The 18,813-nt window shown below is 73.9% G+C and carries 15 protein-coding genes; 8 read left to right on the forward strand and 7 right to left on the reverse strand.

From position 1 onward, the window contains the following. The first annotated feature begins 67 nt into the window (after positions 1-67). Positions 68-1,015 carry a hypothetical protein gene (locus BM076_RS36655; RefSeq protein WP_093714401.1) on the forward strand — a complete coding sequence of 316 codons (948 nt, stop codon included), beginning with the start codon at positions 68-70 and terminating at the stop codon, positions 1,013-1,015. Between the two features lie 255 nt (positions 1,016-1,270). On the opposite strand, the gene BM076_RS16955 is transcribed toward BM076_RS36655, so the two are convergent. Both BM076_RS16955 and BM076_RS16960 read right to left on the reverse strand, forming a co-directional pair. Further along, on the reverse strand, positions 1,271-2,482 hold the full coding sequence (locus tag BM076_RS16955; RefSeq protein WP_093714402.1) for a hypothetical protein: 1,212 nt from the start codon (positions 2,480-2,482) through the stop codon (positions 1,271-1,273). 88 nt (positions 2,483-2,570) lie between these two features. Next, the gene (locus BM076_RS16960) at positions 2,571-3,503 is read right to left on the reverse strand and encodes a 5-dehydro-4-deoxyglucarate dehydratase (protein ID WP_093714578.1); all 933 of its coding nucleotides are present in this window, start codon (positions 3,501-3,503) and stop codon (positions 2,571-2,573) included. 222 nt (positions 3,504-3,725) lie between these two features. On the opposite strand from BM076_RS16960, the gene BM076_RS16965 reads away from it, so the two are divergent. Continuing rightward, positions 3,726-4,556, forward strand: a complete 831-nt coding sequence (locus tag BM076_RS16965) for an NAD-dependent epimerase/dehydratase family protein (protein ID WP_093714403.1) — start codon at positions 3,726-3,728, stop codon at positions 4,554-4,556. 12 nt (positions 4,557-4,568) lie between these two features. On the opposite strand, the gene BM076_RS16970 is transcribed toward BM076_RS16965, so the two are convergent. Continuing rightward, positions 4,569-6,407 carry a sensor histidine kinase gene (locus BM076_RS16970; protein ID WP_245796108.1) on the reverse strand — a complete coding sequence of 613 codons (1,839 nt, stop codon included), beginning with the start codon at positions 6,405-6,407 and terminating at the stop codon, positions 4,569-4,571. After that, a complete protein-coding gene (locus tag BM076_RS16975) occupies positions 6,404-7,639 on the reverse strand; it encodes a PP2C family protein-serine/threonine phosphatase (RefSeq protein ID WP_407640666.1) in 1,236 nt (411 codons plus the stop codon). The genes BM076_RS16970 and BM076_RS16975 overlap by 4 nt, the downstream gene beginning before the upstream one ends. Before the next feature lie 310 nt (positions 7,640-7,949). Between BM076_RS16975 and BM076_RS16980 the strand changes: the two genes are divergently transcribed. From BM076_RS16980 to BM076_RS16990, 3 genes are all read left to right on the forward strand, one after another. After that, entirely contained in the window at positions 7,950-8,801 is an 852-nt protein-coding gene (locus BM076_RS16980; protein WP_177246475.1) for an alpha/beta hydrolase, read from the forward strand. Positions 8,802-8,863: 62 nt separating this feature from the next. Next, positions 8,864-10,096 carry a TerD family protein gene (locus BM076_RS16985; RefSeq protein ID WP_093714406.1) on the forward strand — a complete coding sequence of 411 codons (1,233 nt, stop codon included), beginning with the start codon at positions 8,864-8,866 and terminating at the stop codon, positions 10,094-10,096. Positions 10,097-10,381: 285 nt separating this feature from the next. After that, on the forward strand, positions 10,382-11,026 hold the full coding sequence (locus tag BM076_RS16990) for an HNH endonuclease family protein (protein WP_093714407.1): 645 nt from the start codon (positions 10,382-10,384) through the stop codon (positions 11,024-11,026). A gap of 622 nt (positions 11,027-11,648) precedes the next feature. Here the strand turns inward: BM076_RS16990 and BM076_RS16995 are convergent. Beyond that, entirely contained in the window at positions 11,649-13,169 is a 1,521-nt protein-coding gene (locus tag BM076_RS16995; RefSeq protein WP_093714408.1) for a hypothetical protein, read from the reverse strand. 220 nt (positions 13,170-13,389) lie between these two features. Continuing rightward, entirely contained in the window at positions 13,390-14,877 is a 1,488-nt protein-coding gene (locus tag BM076_RS17000; RefSeq protein ID WP_093714409.1) for a carboxylesterase/lipase family protein, read from the reverse strand. Between the two features lie 219 nt (positions 14,878-15,096). Here BM076_RS17000 and BM076_RS17005 point away from each other — a divergent pair, with 219 nt between their 5' ends. Continuing rightward, a complete protein-coding gene (locus BM076_RS17005; RefSeq protein ID WP_245796110.1) occupies positions 15,097-16,416 on the forward strand; it encodes a hypothetical protein in 1,320 nt (439 codons plus the stop codon). A gap of 24 nt (positions 16,417-16,440) precedes the next feature. On the opposite strand, the gene BM076_RS17010 is transcribed toward BM076_RS17005, so the two are convergent. After that, positions 16,441-16,914, reverse strand: a complete 474-nt coding sequence (locus BM076_RS17010) for a DoxX family protein (RefSeq protein WP_177246482.1) — start codon at positions 16,912-16,914, stop codon at positions 16,441-16,443. 175 nt (positions 16,915-17,089) lie between these two features. Here BM076_RS17010 and BM076_RS17015 point away from each other — a divergent pair, with 175 nt between their 5' ends. Then, complete coding sequence (locus BM076_RS17015; RefSeq protein WP_093714410.1) at positions 17,090-17,704, forward strand: pyridoxamine 5'-phosphate oxidase family protein; 615 nt, start codon at positions 17,090-17,092, stop codon at positions 17,702-17,704. Between the two features lie 122 nt (positions 17,705-17,826). Next, positions 17,827-18,798, forward strand: coding sequence for an NAD-dependent epimerase/dehydratase family protein (locus BM076_RS17020; protein WP_093714411.1), 972 nt, complete (start codon positions 17,827-17,829; stop codon positions 18,796-18,798). Positions 18,799-18,813 lie beyond the last annotated feature (15 nt).

Below are 18,813 nucleotides of genomic sequence, written 5' to 3' on the forward strand. Positions count from 1 at the left end.
CCCGCGCGGCGCGGATGATGGGTGCGGCGGGTCCAGCGGCTCGTCCTCGTACGGGACGGGGAGTGTGATGGCCGACAGGACCGACCGGGCCGACCGGGCCGGACTGCCGGACCGGCTGCGGGACGCGGCCGGGGCCCACCGGCCCGACCGGGACCGGATGCTGGCCCGCGTCGAGCGCGGCATGGCGGACGAGGAGCGGGCCGTGGCGGCCCGCGACACCGCGGACCCCCCGCCCGGCCCCGTACGCGACCGGCCGCCCGGGGCGGGGGCGCCGTGGCTGCGGATCGCCGCCGTGACGGCGGCCGTCGCCGGGGCGATCGGCATCGGCGGCCTGGCGGTCGGCGCCGTGACCGGCGACGGCGAACCCACCAGGTCCGTGGTGACCTCGACCGGCCCGGCCCCTTCCCAGCGGCCCACCTCGCACCCGGCAGGGCCCACCTCCCCCGCCGCGCATCCGGGCACCCGGCAGGACGCGTCCCCGTCGGCCGGCCGGCACGCCAAGGGCGCCACGCACCCCGTGCTCCCGCCGTCCGGCGGCACGCACCGCGCGGCCACCACTCCCCCGCCGTCCTCGGCCACCGCCACCGGCTCCGGCTCGGCGGGCGGCGGGAGCACGTCCCCCGGTGACGGCACCGCCCAGGACGGCGCTCTGTCGGCGCGGGCCTCCGTGGACGGCGCGAGCAATCCGTCGTGGACGCAGAGCGATCTGGTGCTGACCACGACGCGGCCGCTGACGTCGCTGACGGTGGAAGTACGGGTGGCACGCACCGCGGGGGTCAGCAGCACCGGTTCGTGGACCACCGAGTCCGGTGCGACGGCGGCAACCGTGAGCGTGGAGGGCGACGACCTGGTCTACCGCTGGACGCTCGATTCCGGGCAGACGCTGGCGGCGGGCGACCACACCTTCTCCGCGCAGTTCGACCACGCGCAGGGCGACCGCGACGCGGGCGGCGACCGCTACAGCGTCCAGGCGCAGGGCCCGGACGGCCCGTTGACGGTCGACGGCCGTTTCTGAGCCTGCCCGGCACGGGACTCTCCGGACCTGCCCGGTGCGGGTCCGCGACAGCCGCGGGCGATCGACTGCCGGGTGCCGGGTGCCGGGTGCCGGAAAATTCCCCGCGCGGCACGGCAACCTCCCGCGCCCCGGCGGCGACTTGAGTACGCACAGCCCTCCCGCATCAGCGGAGGGTGACGCCCGGGGCGCGGCGGTACCCCCATGATCGCCGCTCCCCGGGCCGGGTGCGCGGCCCCGGGGAGCGTCGGACGGCGCTCAGGCCAGCGCCGCCCGTACGGCACCGAGGTCGGCGTCGGAGGCCAGGCCCGCGTGGTACAGCCGCAGTTCGGTGGCGCCCAGCTCCGCCGCGTGCGCGGCGTCCGCGGCAAGCGTGCCGGGGCTGCCGCCCATGCCGGAGACGATGGTGAAGTTGGCCGCGAGCACGGTGCCTTCGCGGCGGTGCGGTGCGAGCGGGGCCAGCATCGCCTCGCGGACGGCCGGTCCGCCGGTGCAGGGCAGCACGAAACCGTCCACCCGGCCGAGGATCCGGGCCGCGTCCACACCGGCGTTGGCGCCGCAGCGGTACGGCGCCGGGTCGGCGTGCATCAGCACCTGGAAGCCGGGCGCGGCGGCCCGCCGTACGGCGGCGACGGCCTCCTCCTGGAGCGAGGCGGCCGTCGCGGTGCGCCAGGCGAGGGTGAGCGCGGTCGTGTCGGGGCCGAGCAGCTTCTCGATCGCGGCCACCCCCGTCCCGGCCTCCGCGCTCCCGCCGGCGAAGACCGGGGCCAGCGCGCTCCGGACGGCGGCGGCCAACTCGGCGGGTTCGGCGCCCAGTTCGGCGTATCCGGCGCGGCAGTCGGCGCAGAAGCACAGCGACATCAGGTACTGGGCGGCGTCGTCGAGCGGCACCCCGCCGATCTTGTCGTGCGCGTGCAGATGCGCCAGCCCGTACCAGCCGAGGGACTCCAGTTCGGTGCCGGCCGCGCCGGGGCGTACGGCCGCCTCCGCGGCGAGGTCCACCAGGTAGGCGCGGACGGCGGGTTGGGCGATGCAGGGCGCCCACGGGTAGCGGTCGCCGAAGGCGTTGACGACCGAGGTGGCCGGATGTTCCGCGCCCAGCCGGGAGTTGTGGGCGAGCACCACCCAGGTGTGGACGTCGAGGCCGGCGGCGGCCAGGGCGCGGGCGGCGGCACCGTACGCGTCCCGGTGGCCGTCGCGGCGGCCGTCAGGGGCGTCGTCGGCCGCCCAGCCGCCGGCCGGGCGGGGCCGCAACTCCCGGCCACGCCAGCGCTGTTCGTCCGGCGGGTAGAGCACCGCGGCGTATTCGGCGGTGACCACGCGGTGCTTCGGGTGCCGGGGGGTCAGCGCGCGGGTGGAGTGGTAGGCGGCGGCGAGGGTGACCTGCTGGACGCCGAGCGCGGCGATCCGGTCGGCCGCGGCCGGGTCGCCGACGACGTCCCAGGGGTAGACGAAGGCGGAAGTCCTCATGGCGTCCTCGTGGTCGGCGCGGTCCTCGTGATCGGCACGGTCGGCGCGGTCATCACGGTTGTCACGGTCGTCATGTCGGGACCGCGGGTCAGCGGTCGCCGAGCAGCGCGAGGCCCCGCTCGATGAGTTCGGCCAGTTCCTTGACGTGCGCCGGGGCCGGTTCCGACAGCGGCGGCCGGACCTCGCCGACGTCCAGGCCGCGCAGCCGCACCCCGGCCTTGACCAGCGAGACGGCGTAACCGCGGCCCTGATTGCGGAGGTTGACCAGCGGCCGGTAGAAGCCGTCGATCAGTTTGTCGACGGTGGCGTCGTCGCCGGTGGTGAGCGCCTTGTGGAAGGCGAGCGCGATCTCGGGCGAGAAGGCGAAGACGGCCGAGGAGTAGAGCCGCACTCCGATGCCGCGGTAGGCGAGACCGGTGAGTTCCGCGGTGGGCAGGCCGTTGAAGTAGCGGAAGTCGTGGCCGGGAAGTTCGGTGCGGACGGCGCTGATGATCCGCTGCATCAGGTCGAGGTCGCCGACGCCGTCCTTGAGGCCGATGATGTTGGGCACCCGGGCGAGTTCGACGACCGTCTCGGGGGTGAAGACGGCGTTGTCGCGCTGGTAGACGATGACGTCGAGGCCGGTGCCGGCCGCGAGCGCGGTGTAGTGCCGCAGCATGCCCTCCTGGTCGGGCACGACGAGGTAGGGCGGCATGGCGAGCAGCCCGTCGGCGCCCGCCCGCTCGGCGATCCCGGCGTACTGCAGGGCGAGCGCGGTGCCGTATCCGGCGCCCGCCACCACCGGCACCCGCCCGGCGGTCTCCTCGACGGCCGCGGCGACGCACGCGCCGAACTCCTCGGGGGACAGCGCGTGGAACTCACCCGTGCCGCAGCACGCGAAGACGGCCGCGGCGCCCGCTTCCACTCCCGCGCGCACATGCGCACGGAAGGCGTCGAGGTCGAGACCGCCGTCCGGGCCGAAGGCCGTGACAGGGAAGAACAGCAGGCCGTCGAGACGCTCGGCGAGGGCGGGTGAGGTCATCGGGTTCCCCCTGAAGGTCTGTGCGCTCATCTGATTCATGTCTATATTCATGAACGCTGCCACGCTAGGCGAGGCCCCATGTGCGGGTCAAGCCGATCGGCACCTCCACGGCTCCAGGATGCCGAGCGGCCGATTTTCCGCACTTGTCCACGTACCTGAATCACGTCCACGGATATACTCGCGGCGGACACCGAGCCGCCCGCCAGACACGGAGACCCCCGTATGCCCGCTCCCCGCACCGTCCTGCTCACCGGCGCCGCAGGCGGCCTCGGCACCCTCATGCGCGGCCTGCTCCCGGCGTACGGGTACGACCTGCGGCTGTTCGACGTCCGCCCGGTCGAGGGAGCGCCGGACGGCGCGAAGGTGTTCACCGCGGACCTGACGGACCGCGACGCGCTGCGCGAGGCGGTGCACGGCGTCGACGCGATCATGCACCTGGCGGGGATCTCCCTGGAGGCGCCCTTCGAGAAGATCCTGCGCAGCAACATCGAGGGCACCTACCACCTCTACGAGGCGGCCCGCGAGGAGGACGTCCGCCGGATCGTCTTCGCCTCCAGCAACCACGCCGTCGGCTTCACGCCCAGGCCGCAGGGCACCCCCGTACCGAGCGAATCGCTGATCCCGGTCGACACCCCGCGCCGCCCCGACACCTACTACGGCCTGTCCAAGTGCTTCGGCGAGGACCTCGCCCAGCTCTACGCGGACCTGCACGGCATCGACACCGTCTCCGTACGGATCGGCTCCTGCTTCCCCGAACCCACCACCGTACGGATGCTGTCGGTGTGGATGAGCCCGGCCGACGGCGCCCGGCTCTTCCACGCCGCACTCAGCGCCGGCACCACCGGGCACACCGTCGTGTACGGCAGCTCCGCCAACACCCGGCTGTGGTGGGACCTCTCGGGCGCCCGCGCGCTCGGCTACGAACCGCAGGACGACTCCGAGCCGTACGCCGCCGCGCTCATCGCCGCGCAGGGCGAACTGGACCCGGACAATCCGGCGCACGCCAACCTCGGCGGCCAGTTCTGCACCGAGCCGCCGGTCTGGCCGTACTGACGCGGCCCGCCGTCACCCCTCGGTGTCCCCGGGGGTCCCGGGGACACCGGCGGTCTCGACGGCTCCGGCCGCCCCCGGCAGGGCCCCGGTGTCCCGGGAAGGCCCCGGCAGGGCCCCGGCCGCGTCCGCCGGGCCCTCCTGCGGGACGGCCAGCGTGAAGCGGATCCGGGTGCCGCCGGTGTACTCGTTGTCCACCGAGATCCGGCCGCCGTGGTGCTCGACGATCTTCCGGCACATCGCGAGTCCGATACCGGTGCCCTCGTAGGTGTTGCGGCTGTGCAGACGCTGGAAGAGGACGAAGACCTTCTCGCTGAACTCCTCCTGGATGCCGATGCCGTTGTCGGTCACGCTGAGTGCGAGGCTGCCGTCGGGCGCGGTGCCCGCCTCCACCGTGATCACCGGAGTGCGGTCGGCGGCACGGAATTTGATCGCGTTCCCGATCAGGTTCTGCCACACCAGGGCCAGCAGGGTCGCGTCGCCGACGGTGTCCGGCAGCGCCTTCGGCCGCTCCACCCGCGCGCCCGACTCCTCCAGCCGGTCGGCCAGGTTGTACAGCGCCTGGTCGAGGGTGGCGTCCAACTGCACCGGGCGGTGGTCGTCCTGCGCCCGGCCGACCCGGGAGAAGGCCAGCAGGTCGTTGATGAGGATCTGCATGCGCCGGGCGCCGTCCACCGCGAAGTCGATGTACTGCACGCCGCGTTCGTCCAGCGCGTGCCGGTAGCGCTTCTCCAGCAGCTGGCAGAAGGACGCCACCTTGCGCAGCGGCTCCTGGAGGTCGTGCGAGGCGACATAGGCGAACTGCTCAAGCTCGGCGTTGGAGCGCCGCAGTTCCTCCGACTGCTCGGTCAGCTCCAGCGCCTGGACGGCCAGCAGCTCGCGCTGGTCGCGGGCTTGTGCGAGCGCTCCCGCGATGCCGCCGCGCATCGCCTCCACGGCCTCGGCCAGCACCTGCAGATCGGCCGGACCGCTGGACTCGATCGGGGTGTCGAAGTCGCCGCCCGCCACCCGCAGCGAGGCGTGACGCAGCCGCAGCAGCGGCCGTCCGACGATCTGCCGCACCAGTACGGCGAGCACCACGACGGCCGCGAGGAAGGAGGCGAGCATCGCCAGCAGCACCGCGTCCCGCTCGCCCCGTACGTGCTTCAACTCGTCCTGGCTGCGCTGCCGTTCCGCCTGGAGGTGGGTGTCCTGGATGGTGAACAGGGTGCGGACGTCGTCGAACGCCTTCTTGCTGCCGTCCAGAAGCGCGCGGTCGGAGTCGACGGGCACGCCCGCGGTGGCGTCGGCGGTGAGTGGCTTGGCGTACACATTGCGCCAGTGGTCGGCCGCGACGGTCAGCGCCGTCAGGTCCTTCATGGACCGCGTGTTGCCGGCGATCAGCGGCTTCAGCCGGGCGTTGACCCGCTTCTGCTCAGCGAGCCCGTCCTTGTAGGGCTGGAAGAACTCCAGCGAGTGGGTGAGGACGTAGCCGCGTACGCCCGTCTCCTGGTCGAGCAGCGCCGTCTGGAGGCGGACCGACTCCACCCGGGCGGGCTGCACATTGTTCGACAGGTGGTCGGAGATCGTGGTGGTGCGGGAGAGCAACTGGGCACCGATCACCGCGAAGACGATGACGAGCAGCGTCATGATGCCGAGGACGAGCTGGAACCAGCCCTGGACGGTGAGCCGTCCGCTCACCTGCCGCCGGCCGGTCTTCGAGGCGTCGGAGCCGTCCGGGGTTTCCGGCGCGTCCGGGGCGATCGCCTCGGAAGCGCCGGCCGTGTCGCCCACGCCGCTCGTGCTGCTCGTACTGTCCGCGTTGTCCGTGCTGTCCGCGCCGTTGCGGCCGCTCGTACCGTTCACATCGCTCATGTCCGTGGCCGCCATCCCGCGTGCACCACGGCCGCGTCGTCCTCAAGACCGCCACGTCCGGCGGTCGCGGTCTCCGCCGCCTGGATCAGCGCGTCGACGAAGTCGTCGGCCGGCAGCGCGCCGTGTTTGCGGGCCAGCGCCAGCAGGCCCTCCTCGCCGAGCCGTTCGTCGGGCCCGTCGCCGTACTTCCACTCGAAGAGGCCGTCGGTGAAGAGCACCACGGAGGCGCCGTCCAGCGGTTCCGCCGTCTCCGGCCAGACGCCGCTGCCGGGCACCAGGCCGAGCGCGGGTCCGTACGGCGGCTCGCACCACTGGACGTCGGTACCGCGGCGCAGCAGCAGCCCCGGGTGCCCGGCCCTGACGATCTTCACGGTGCCGCGGTCGGGCGGGAACTCCAGCGAGGTGAGGGTGGCGAAGACGTGCTCGCCCGCGCGTTCCGCGACCAGCATCTGCTCCAGCATCGCGGGCAGTTCCGCGCCCCGGGTGCCGGCCAGCACGAAGGAGCGCCAGGCGACCCGCAGGCACACCCCGAGCGCGGCCTCGGCGGCGCCGTGCCCCGACACGTCGCCTATCACCACGTGCACCGTGCCGTCGGCGGTCTGCACCACGTCGTAGAAGTCGCCGCCGAGCAGCGCGTGGTCGCGGCCGGGCCGGTAGCGGGCGGTCACCTGCCAGTCGTCGCCGCGCAGCAGCGGGGTGGGCAGCAGGCCGCGCTCCAGGCGGGCGTTCTCCTCGGCCCGCATCGAGCTCTCGCGCAGCGCCACATTGGCCCGCTCGATCTGCTTGCGCTGTACGGCGTAGCGGATCGCGCGGCTGAGCGACTGCGGTTCCAGAGCGCTCTTGGACAGATACTCCTGGGCGCCGGAGGCGACGGCCGCGAGCCCGGCGTCCTCCTCGGACAGGCCGGTCAGCACCACGACGGCTGCCCGGGGGGCGTCCTTGAGCAGCCGGGACACCGCGTCCACCCCGAAGGCGTCCGGCAGGTGCAGGTCGAGCAGGACGCACTCGGGAGCGGCGCGGTGGCTCAGCATGGCCAGCGCCTCGGCGAGGTCGCGCGCCCTGACCACCTCGATCGGGGCGCCGCTCAGCGCGAGGTACTCCTCGACGAGCAGGGCGTCCCCGTCGTCGTCCTCGACCAGCAGGACGGTTTCCGGGCCCGACTGCCCCAATGGGGACGCCGCGGCACGCGAGCCCCGGCTGTCACGGCCGTCACGGGCGCGCGGTATGCCCACCGGAAGTCCGGCCGGAACCCCGGCCGGGCCACTTCGAGCCACGTTTCGTCCTCCGCTTTTCCCTGCCCGACCACTGAGTTTGCGCTGAGCGTACTTGCCCAGGGCAGGAGCGTATACGCGAGAGCGTGCGCTCCCGTGTTCGATCGGCGAACCTGTGCGATCCGAGCGCCGCGGGACCCGTCCGGGACCGTCCCGGCCACGAATGACAGAGGATGGACCGGGTACGCCGGTGCGGGTACGCCGCCTCGTCGCGGCAGCCGCGTTCGGGCGGTCCGGCACGGTGAGCGGGCGAGCCGACGGGAGTGCGGGAGTGGCGGGAACGACAGGGACGGGCGCCGGGACGGACGCGGGGGCGGACGGCGGGGATTCCGGTGGGCCCGGCGGCATCACCGGCGGTTCCGGCGCGGGCGGCGGGTCGCCGCGCCCGCGCTACCGGCCGCTGCTGGTGCGGCGGCCGGTGACGGCGCCGCGGGCCGCGGTGCTGGTGCTGCACGGCGGGCGGGAGCACGGCCTGCGCCCGCCCACGCTGCTGAACGCGCCAGGGCTGCGGATGCGGCCGTTCGTCCGCGCGCTGGCCCGGGCGACCGAGGGCCACGGGGTGCTGCTCGCCGAGGCCCGCTACCGGCACCGCGGCTGGAACGGCGACCGGGCCGACGCCGCCCGGGACGCCGCGCGGGCGCTGGCCGAGCTGGAGCGGCGGACGGACGGGGCGCCGGTCGTCCTGGTCGGGCACTCCATGGGCGGCCGGGCGGCGCTGCGGGTGGCCGGTACGGCCGGGGTGGTGGGCACGGTGGCGCTGGCCCCGTGGTGCCCGCCGGGCGAGCCGGTGGCGCAGCTGGCGAAGACCCGGCTGGTGATGCTGCACGCGACGGCCGACCGGATCACCTCGCCCGCCGGGTCGCTGCGGCTGGCGGAGCTGGCCAGGGCCGAGGGCGCGGCGGTCTGCCGCTTCGAGCTGCCGGGCGGCGACCACGCGATGCTGCGGCAGGCGGCGCTGTGGCACTCCTTCACCACCCGGGCGGTGTGCGGCCTGCTCGGCATCGCCCCGCTGCCGCCCGAAGCGGTGTCCGCCTTCGCGCTGCCCCCGGAGTCGCCCGACGGCCTCACCATTCCCGCCGTCTCCGTCGTACGGGGCGACCGGCCGGGTCCCGGAGGCCGGTAACCCGATCACCCGGGTAATGGAACCGCAAAGGTGTGTCGGTCGTTACGGGGGGCATGACCGCTATGACGCCTGGCTCGAATGTGCCGCTCTCCGTGCCCCGGGTGGCCGTGGACGTCGCCGCCCCCTCCGCGCGGCTCGACGTCTCGGGCCTGCTCCTGACCGGTGACGGCAAGGTGCGCTCCGACGACGACTTCGTCTTCTACAACCAGCCCCAGGGGCCCGGCGTGACCCACCGTTCCGGAGGCGGTTCCGGGCCGGACACGATCACCGTCGACACCGCCGCCGTACCGGCCGGGATCGAGAAGATCGTGGTCACCGCCAGTCTCGACGGCGGCGGCCCCTTCGCGGGCACCACCCCGACGGCCACCGTGCGCGGCGCCGACGACGGCTCGGTGATCGCCACCTTCACACCCACCGGGCTCGGCCCGGAGACCGCGCTCGTGGTCGTCGAGGTGTACCGGCGCGGCGGTGCCTGGAAGGTCCGCGCGGTCGGCCAGGGCTACGCCGACGGGCTGGCCGGAATCGCCACCGACTTCGGGGTGAATGTCGACGAGCCCGCGGCGCCCGCCGCCCCGGCCCCCGCCGCGTCCGTGAGCGCACCGCCGCCGCCCGCCGCGGCGATGCCGAGCGCCCCGCCGCCCACCGGTGCGCCCGCCGCGCATCTGCCGCCGCCGCCCGCCGCTCCCCCGGCGTCGCCCGCGCCGGCCGCCGCGCCCGGCAAGGTCAATCTGGACAAGGGCCGGGTCAATCTCCGCAAGAACGAGACGGTCTCGCTGGTCAAGGCGGGCCGGCCGCTGCTCACCTCGGTGCGGATGGGGCTCGGCTGGGAGCCCGCCTTCGGCGGCCGGGACATCGACCTGGACGCCTCCGTCATCGCCTACGGCCCGCAGCGCAACCACATCGCGACCTGCTACTTCGGCAAGCTGGCGATCCTCAACGGCGCGGTGCAGCACTCCGGTGACAATCTGACCGGCGCGGGCTCGGGCGACGACGAGACGATCACCGTGCACCTGGGCGGGCTGCCGCCCGAGGTGACCGGTCTGGTCTTCACCGTGAACTCCTACTCGGGCCAGAAGTTCAACAAGGTCGCGAAGGCGTACTGCCGGCTGCTCGACGCGGGCTCCGGCGAGGAGCTGGTCCGCTTCGACCTGACCGGCGGCGAGGCCCGCACCGGGGTACTCATGGCGAAGTTGATCAAGCAGTTCTCCGGCGAGTGGGAGATGACCGCCATGGGCGACTTCGTCGACTCCCGCACCGCCAAGGGAATGGTGAAGCCGGGCGCCTCCGCGCTCTGAGCGCCATCCTTTCCGCCGGGGCGGGCGACGACGCGGGCAGCGTCGTCGCCCGCCTCCGTCGTCACGCGTCCCCGTAGCCCCCCGCACCCACCGTCACAGGACCACCGCCACGGGGCCGCCGTCACGCGGCTGCCGTCACAGGGCCGCCGCCCGACGTTCGCACATCAACATGTCATGGTCACATAAAATTTACCGCTGACGGTCTACCCGCATAGACCCATGGCCGGGACCCTGGTCGAGCACCATCCGTACCGCTCCACCCCCTAGCCACGGGAGCGCTCAGTCATGCCCAAAAACCGTCTCGTGCACGGAATATGTGCCGCCGTCAGTGCCGCGCTGCTCGCGGCGACGGCGCTGCTCGTCGGCGGCGGCACCGCGCAGGCCGCCCTGCCGACCCCCATCGCCGCCTCGACCGCCCGCAGTTATCTGTCCGGGATGACGGCGACCCCCGAGACGCACGCCTCGACGTACGACCGTGATCTGTTCCCGACCTGGATCACCATCTCGGGCACCTGCGACACCCGCGAGTACGTGATCAAGCGCGACGGCACGAGCGTGGTGACCAACAGCTCGTGCAAGGCCACCTCGGGACACTGGACCAGCGCCTACGACGGCGTGACCACCACCGACCCGTCGACCTTCGACATCGACCACCTGGTACCGCTCGCCGAGGCGTGGAGCTCCGGCGCGTGGGCGTGGACGACGGCGCAGCGCCAGGCGCTGGCCAATGACGTGACCCGGCCGCAACTGATCGCGGTGTCCGCGCACTCCAACCGCTCCAAGGGCGACGGCGACCCGACCGAATGGCTGCCGCAGGCGTCGTACCAGTGCACGTACGCCCGCGCCTGGGTGCAGGTGAAGCACTACTACGGGCTGACCGTGGACAGCGCGGAGAAGTCGAAGCTCAGCTCGATCCTCAGCGGCTGCTGAAACCTTCCTGCCGCCCCACCGGCACCTCACGTACGGCTGCCCCGGTCATGGCGGTGACCGGGGCAGCCGCGTGCGGGCCGACGGCGTGTCAGCAGTTCCTGCCCCTGCCTGCGCCAGGGGCCGGTGATCGCCAGCGAGGCTCCTTACGTCGCGGTTCGTCGCGCGGTGCGTTGCGGCACACCGTGCCGCCGCTCGGCCAACTCCTCGTGAACGCCGGCCCACTCCCAGGGGTCCGCCCCTGAACAACCCCAAAAATTCGCAAAGCCCGCCTAAAGCGGAGTGCCCCACCCGTCTCTAAGGGCAAGCCCTTCCACCCGCCGCCGGCGGAGAGGGGCGCCCCGTCAGGGGCGCGGGGAACTGCGCGCTCAGGCCGCGCGGGGCTGCTGCTGACAAACCGCCCCCAGCAGGGCAGACGCTGTTTGTTCTGCGACCACCGGACCGGTGGGGGCTGAGCGCGCAGTTCCCCGCGCCCCTAAAAACATGACTCCCGCACTCCGAAGGAGACCTCAGGCACCCCACCCGGAGAGGCACCGTCCTCCGCAGGAGACATCACACACCCCACTCCCCCGGAGGGGCACCGCACTCCGCGCGGGCGGGGCGGGTACAGGGGCCGGGCCCCTGGTCAGGACGAGGTGCGGGAACGGGCCTTGAAAGCGGCCTTGCGCGCATCCTTGGCGGACTTCCGGTCCGGATGAAGCCTCCCCATCGCTTCGAGAACGTCGGCGGTGGCCGGATGATCGACCCGCCACGCCGCGTCGAAGAAACCGTCGTGCCGCGCCACGAGATCCCGCACGAGATCGGAGAGCAACTCCGGCGCGTCATCGGCGGCGAGCTGCGCCGCCAAGGTGTCGATGGTGAGCCAGAAGACCATGTCGGCGTCGGGCGCCGGCACATCGGCGGCGCCGCGCTCGGTGAGCCAGACCCGCGCGAGCCCGCCGAGCCTGCGGTCGTCGAGGACCTCCCGCAGCGCGGGCTCGGCCTCGGCGCCGAGCAGGGTGAGCGTCTGCTGGCAGATGAGCCGGCGCCCGGGCGCCTCGGGGTCGTCGCCGCGCGCGGCGGCGAGCAGTTCGCGCGCCGCGTCCGCGGCCTTGCGGCCCGCGAGCCACAACTCCGCCTCGGCGCGCGCCGCGTGATCCGGGTAGTGGGTCAGGGCTTCGAGGAGAGCGGTGCCCGAGCCCGCCGCGAGATCCCCGATCGCGGGAGCGTGCGCCCCGGCGTCGGCGAACCGTTCGCGCATGCCGTGCACGCCGAGCGGGGTAAGCCGGACCAGGCCGTAGCGGGAGACCTCCTCGGGGTCGAGCTCCTCCCCCGCGCCGCCGGGCGCCTCCTCGTCCTCGGCCTCCTCGATGAGCGCCTCGTCGACCGGCTGGTAGTCCAGCAGGCCGGAGGTGGCGAGCAGCCGGAAGTGGTCGTCGAGCCGCATCATCACCTCGGTGACCTCCTCCAGCACGGCGTCGCTCGGCTGCTCCATCTCGTCGGGCACGACGAGCGAGGCGGCGAGCACCGGCAGCGGCACGGAGCCGGGTTCGTCCACGGGCCCGTCCCCGGGTGCGTCGGCGGCCTCCGCCGCCTCCATCGCCATCAGGGCGTAGAGGTTGGCGAGCGCGCTGTCGAGGAATTCGGCCTCCTCCTCCGGGTCCCAGTCCAGCTCGTCCAGCAGGACCTGGTCGCCGTCCTCCATGACCTCGCGCAGGCTCTCGAAGTCGGGCGCGGCGGCCTCGGCGAGCGCCGTCTCGGCGGCCGCCAGCCAGATGTCGAGGACGTCCTGCGGGTCGCCGCCGGTGATCCGCTCGTACGCCTCGCCCGGCACGGCGCGTCCGGCGAGTTCGCCGACCGGCGTGGACTCCTCGGCCTCCTCGTCGATCTCGACGGCGAGCAGCCCGGTGTCGACGGCGACGCCCCACGCCTGGGCGGTCTCGGCGAGTCCTTCCTCGCCCTCGTCGGTGGACAGGCCGAGTTCGTCGGCGGCCCGTACGAGGTCGTCGTCGAGCAGTTCGCCCATCGCGTCGACCGGCCGCTCGGGCGTGGCCCACTTCGTCAGCCGCAGCGCTCGGTCCAGCAGCGGCACGGCCAGCGCCAGCCGCGCGAGGTCGGCCGCGGGGAGCAGCCGTACGGGCGGCAGGACGAGGGGACCTTCGGACATGGGGTGTGCTCCTATACGGCGGCGGAACGGCCGTACGGCATGGGCGTACGGCATGGGGGCGGGACGGACCGGCACGCGCGCCGGGCGCGCGTACTCAGCGTAGGCCCTGCGGGACCCCGCCCGTCCTCCTCCGGGCCGCGGGAGGGTCGCCGTCCCGGTCGTTCACCCGGCCGTCACGCGGGGTTCCGGCCACGGCCGCCGTCGCCGTACGCACCCGGTGTCAGCGCACCCCGTCCCACAGCGCGCGTTCCTCGGCGCGCGGATCGCGCACCGGCCCGACGCGTACGGGCTCGTCCGCGGTGCCGAACACCATCGTCGTACGGTCGGCGGTGTCGTACGCGGGCCAGCCCGGGTCGCCGGTGGTCGCGAAGGCCACCCAGGCGGCGTGCATGGCGTCGGCGAGCGGCTGCGGCGGGGCCGCGCCGAGCAGGCCGGATTCGCCGGGGGCCGCGAGATTGTCGAAGGCGAAGGCGATCTCGGAGGCGTGGCAGGCGCCGAGGCGGCCTTCGTAGGCGGTGGAGCGGCGGCCGAATTCGTACAGGTGGGAGCCGGGGACGGCCTCGGCGAGGCGGATCGCGGGGATCCGGAAGAACCAGTCGGTGAGGGCGGCGGAGTACAGGTCGCCGGGCGTGGCGCCGGGCCGGGCCGCCGCGTAGACCGGCAGGGCGGTGGCGGGGTCGAGGCCGTGGCGGGCGGCGCCGGCCCGCAGCCGGGTGTCGTCGATGAAGTCGATGACACCGCTGGGGACGGTGAAGAGCCGGTACTCCTCGGTGGTGGTGCCGATCAGCAGTTGGACGCCGCAGTCGGCGCCGGGCATGGTGGCGCCGACCGCGGCGGTGCTCGCGGTGCCCGCGACCGGTTCGAAGGGCATGGCGTTCAGCGCGGCCTCGCCCCAGATCCGGGGGTCGGGGTCGGCGGTGACCTGGGCGCGCAGCGCGGTCTGCGCGGGCAGCAGTCGGTCGAGCGGCACCGAGCCGATGCCCGCCATGGTCGGTTCGACGCCGAGGTTCGCCGCGAAGCGGGCGGCGACCATGCGCGCGGTCTCCGGGCCGATGCTGTGGTGGGCGGCGCCGCTCTGCAGGATCGCGCGGTGGAACAGGCCGCGGGCGCCCGGGGCGGTGAGCAGGACGCCGATGCTCATCGCGCCCGCGGACTCGCCGAAGACGGTCACCCAGGCGGGGTCGCCGCCGAAGGCCGCGATGTTGTCGCGGACCCATTCCAGGGCGGCGATCTGGTCCAACACACCGCGGTTGTCGGGCGCGCCCGGCAGGGTCAGGTAACCGTCGGCGCCCAGGCGGTAGTTGGCGGTCACGCAGACGACGCCGTCGCGGGCGAAGGCGGCGCCGTCGTAGAGCGGCAGCGATCCTGAGCCGTTCATGAAGGCGCCGCCGTGCAGCCACACCATCACGGGCGCGGCGCCGTCGGTGTCCGGCGTCCACACATTGAGGTTGAGGCAGTCCTCGCCCGCGATGTCGGGGTCGGGCAGCAGGACGTCGAAGGGCGGCGCGTACGGGCCCTTCGGGGCGGTCGCGCCGAAGGCGGTGGCCTCCCGCACCCCGTCCCAACGGGCGGGCGGCTGCGGCGCCATGAAGCGCAGTGCCCCGAACGGCGGTGCCGCGTACGGGATTCCGCGGAACACGGCGGACCCGCCGGGGCCCGCCTCACCCCGGACGTCGCCCTGCCGGGTGGTGCACACCGGTTCGTCCATGCCCCGGACTCCTTCGTCGGCTCGCGTACGCTACCGGCGGCCCGCACCCGCGGGAGGGGGCCGCGACGACAGTCAACATACCAAGCGGTCGGTCATTGACCCACGCTGTCAGAGGCACCGGGCAGGATGGAACGGATTTCGATCACCCGCCATCAACGCAGCCAGGAGCCGCGCCGTGATTCGGTTCTCCTCCCCCGGCCGGGCGGACAGGATGGGCGCATGAGCCGATCGACGGGGGCAGCGGGCGGTACGCCCGGGTGGCGGCGGGCGACGGAGCGGCTGTCGGAGGAGTTGCTCGGGGCGGCCGGGGTGCGGCAGACGTTCGCGGTGCTGCTGCCGGCCCGGCTGGTGGCCGATCCGGGGTGGGCGCGGGGGCCGTTGCCGTTCGCGACGGCGGGGCGGGTGGCGGACGCCGAGTCGCGCCGGCGGCTGTTCACACCGGCGGCGGCGCGGGCACTGTACGAGCGGCGCTGGCACCGTACGGCGTCCCAGACCGAGGGCGGGCTGCGTCTTGACGGCCTGGAGCTGCTGCGGACTCCGACCGCGCGGTCGCCGGAACAGGCCCTGGCCATCGCGCACTTCAGTGTGGTGGGCGAACCGATGCTGCCGCTGCTGCGGGCGATCAGCCATCGCCAGGACGCGCCGCCCGATCCGCTGAGCGGGGTGTTCGCGCCCGCCGCGCTGCTGGCCGGGGTGGCGGAACCCGCCCCGGCCGCCTCACCGTTCGCGCTGTCCCGCCCGTACACGGTGGCCTTCCTCACCCCGGGGCCCGGCCTGACGGCGGCGCTGCGCGACCCCGAGACCGGTGAACTGCCGGACTCCGCCGACTGGTTGCTGCGGTCGCTGGCGTCACGGTCGACGCCGGCCGATCTCCCGCTGCCGCCGGAGGACTTCGCGGCGCGCCGGATCGGGGCGAACCGGATCTCCACCGACTGGAGCGTGCTCGTGCTCCGCCAGGGCGCCGCCTTCCTCGGCCACCGCCCCGATCCCGGCCCGGGCAGCGGCGACTTCTACGACATCGCGGCGGTCAACGCCCGCGCCGCGTACCTGGACGCGCTGCTGCTGGGCAACGCCCAGCGCGACCGGATCGACGAACTGACCGACGACCTGTCCGAGGTCTTCGAGGGGCCGGGCCTGGCCCGCCGCGTCGCCGACCTGGAGCAGCGGATCGCGGTCTTCCGCAGCACCTACTGGCGCCAGCACCTGACCGCGCACGGCCCCGCGAACAACATCCTGCTGGACTTCCAGCAGCGGCACCGGCTGCCCGAGCGCTTCGCGCAGATCCTCGCGGAGGCCGCCGACCACGCCCGGCTGGTGCAGACCCAGGAGAGCCAGCAGATCGCCGGCGCCCTCGGCGTCCTCACCGTCCTCGGGCTGCCGCTCGGCACCGCGCTGTCGGTCCTCCAGGTGCTGGGCGACTCCGACCCCTGGCACCTGACGGCGGCCCTGGCCGCCTCCTTCGCCGCCACGACCGCCGCGCTCACCACCCGCTACGGCCGCCTCGTGGTGTCGTCGCTACGAGGCGGCCGTCGCGGGTAGAACTCCCGCCGGTGCACGGCGGGTTCAGGTCCGGTCCACCGCCCGCCGCAGCAGCGCGAGCAGCGCCGTCGTACTGTCCCTGCGGGCCCAGGCGATCACGGCCAGCGGCAGTATCAGGATGATCGGCGTGGCCACGTTCTGACCGTCGAAGACGGTGATCTGGGTGACCGTGGCGCCGATCATCAGGCCGATCATGGCGACCGCCGCGACCTGGTAGAGCACCGGGATCACCAGGGCGACGGCGCCGGCGAACTCCAGCGCGCCGGTGACGTACATGAACCAGTCGCCGAAGCCGATGCGGTCGAATGAGTCGGCGGCGGCGTCGAGGCCGAGCAGCTTGGGCGCCGCGCTGGCGAAGGTGTAGAAGAGGGCCAGCACGATCTGCAGGCCCATGAGCGAGGCGCGCGCCCGGCCGCTCCCGGTGCGGGGCGCGGCAGAGGCGGCGGTGCCGGTGGAGGGGGCGGGCGAGACTGCGGTGGTGGCGGCGGTGTGGGTCACCGTGGACTCCTCGGGTCGGTTCCGTGCGCGCGATGCGCTGTCTGTCGAAGAGGTAGACCGGGGCCCGCGCCGGAACTCATCGGTGGCGCCGAGAAGGCGGCCGGTAGAGTACGAGTTCCCGAAAGGGACCCTTCAGGGACCTGACAGGGACGCAACCGGTGGGGGTGTACGGCGCATGCGGGAGATCACCGACGAGGCCGAACTGCGCGAGCTGCTCGGGGAACCCACCCCGATCGTCCGCGACAAAGTGCGGACGAGGCTGCACGACCTTGACCGGGAGTGGCTGGCGGCGGCGCCCTTCTGCCTGGTGGCCACCTCGGCGGCCGACGGCAGCTGCGACGTCTCCCCCAAGGGCGACCCGGCCGGCTTCACTCTCGTCCTGGACGACCGCACCATCGCGATCCCCGAACGGACCGGCAACCGCCGTGCGGACGGCTTCCACAACATCCTGTCCAACCCGCACATCGGCCTGATCTTCTTCATCCCCGGCCGCGGTGACACCCTCCGGATCAACGGCCGGGCGCGCCTGCTGCGCGAGGCCGACTTCTTCGACCGCATGGTGGTACGGGGCAACCGCCCGCAGTTCGCGGTGCTGGTGGACATCGATGAGGTCTTCTTCCACTGCTCCAAGGCGTTCCTGCGCAGCGACCTGTGGAAGCCGGACACCTGGCACCCCGAGGCGATGGCCTCCCGGGCCCGGATCTCCAAGGCCCTGGAGCGGCGCGAGGATTCGCTCGAAGCGCTGGAGGAGTACTACGGGCCCGCGTACGCGGAGCGGATCTACAGCTGAAGCTTGTCCGGCCCGAGGTGCTCCGTCTCCCACTGAGGTGCTCAACTTCCGGCCCGAGGTGCTCCGCGTCCGGCCCGAAACCCGCCTGACGGCCCCGGCGGCCCTCGGTAGGGTCGGTCCTCATGCGCATCCTCGTACTCGGCGGCACCTCCTTCATCGGCCGCGCCATCGTCGCGGACGCCCTCGGCCGCGGCCACGACGTGACGATCTTCAGCCGGGGCAGGACCGGCACCGGCCTCTTCCCCGGCGTCGCCCGGCTGACCGGCGACCGGGACACCGGCGATTACGCGGCGCTCGCGGGCGACGCGCGCTGGGACGCCGTGGTGGACGTCAGCGGCTATGTGCCGCGGCACGTCGGGCAGGCGATGGACGCGCTCGGCGACCGGGTCGGCCGCTATCTGTTCATCTCCAGCCACGCCGTCTACCAGCGGCCGTGCTCCGGTCCCGGCACCGACGAGGACACCCCGCGCAGGGCGCCGGTGCGCGACACCGAGGAGCTGGACGAGTCCACGTACGGGCCGTGCAAGGTCGCCTGCGAGGACGACGTCACCGCGCGCTACGGCGAGCGCGCCACGATCGTCCGGCCCGGCAAGGTGGCGGGCCCTTACGACCCGTCCGACATGTTCACCTACTGGGTGCGCGCGGCGGCCCGCGGCGGCCGGGTGGCGCTGCCCGGCGACCCCGCGCAGCCGGTGCAGGTCGTCGACGCGCGCGACCTGGCCCGGCTGGTGGTGCGGCTGTTGGAGGACGGCAGGCCCGGCGCCTTCCACGCGGTCGGCCCCGAACCGGCCGTCACCCTCGGCGAGTTGATCGAGACGTGCGCGCGGGCCGCGGGTACGGAGGTGGAGATCGTACGGGTCACGCCGGAGGCCGGAGCCGTACCGCCGATGTTCCCGCTGATCCGCCACGACCTGGCCTCGCAGCAGCGCAGCGCCGCGCGGGCCAGGGCGGCCGGGATGCCCGCCACCCCACTGGCGGTGACCGCCGCCGACGTCCTGGCCTGGGACCGGCAACGCGGCGAACCGCCGCTCCAGGCCGGCTGGTCCCCCGAGGAGGAGCAGGCGGTACTGGCGGCGGCGGCCCGTACGGCGTGACGCCCGCGCATGCTG

The sequence above is a fragment of the Actinacidiphila alni genome (assembly GCF_900112845.1).
In the GTDB taxonomy this organism is placed as follows: domain Bacteria; phylum Actinomycetota; class Actinomycetes; order Streptomycetales; family Streptomycetaceae; genus Actinacidiphila; species Actinacidiphila alni.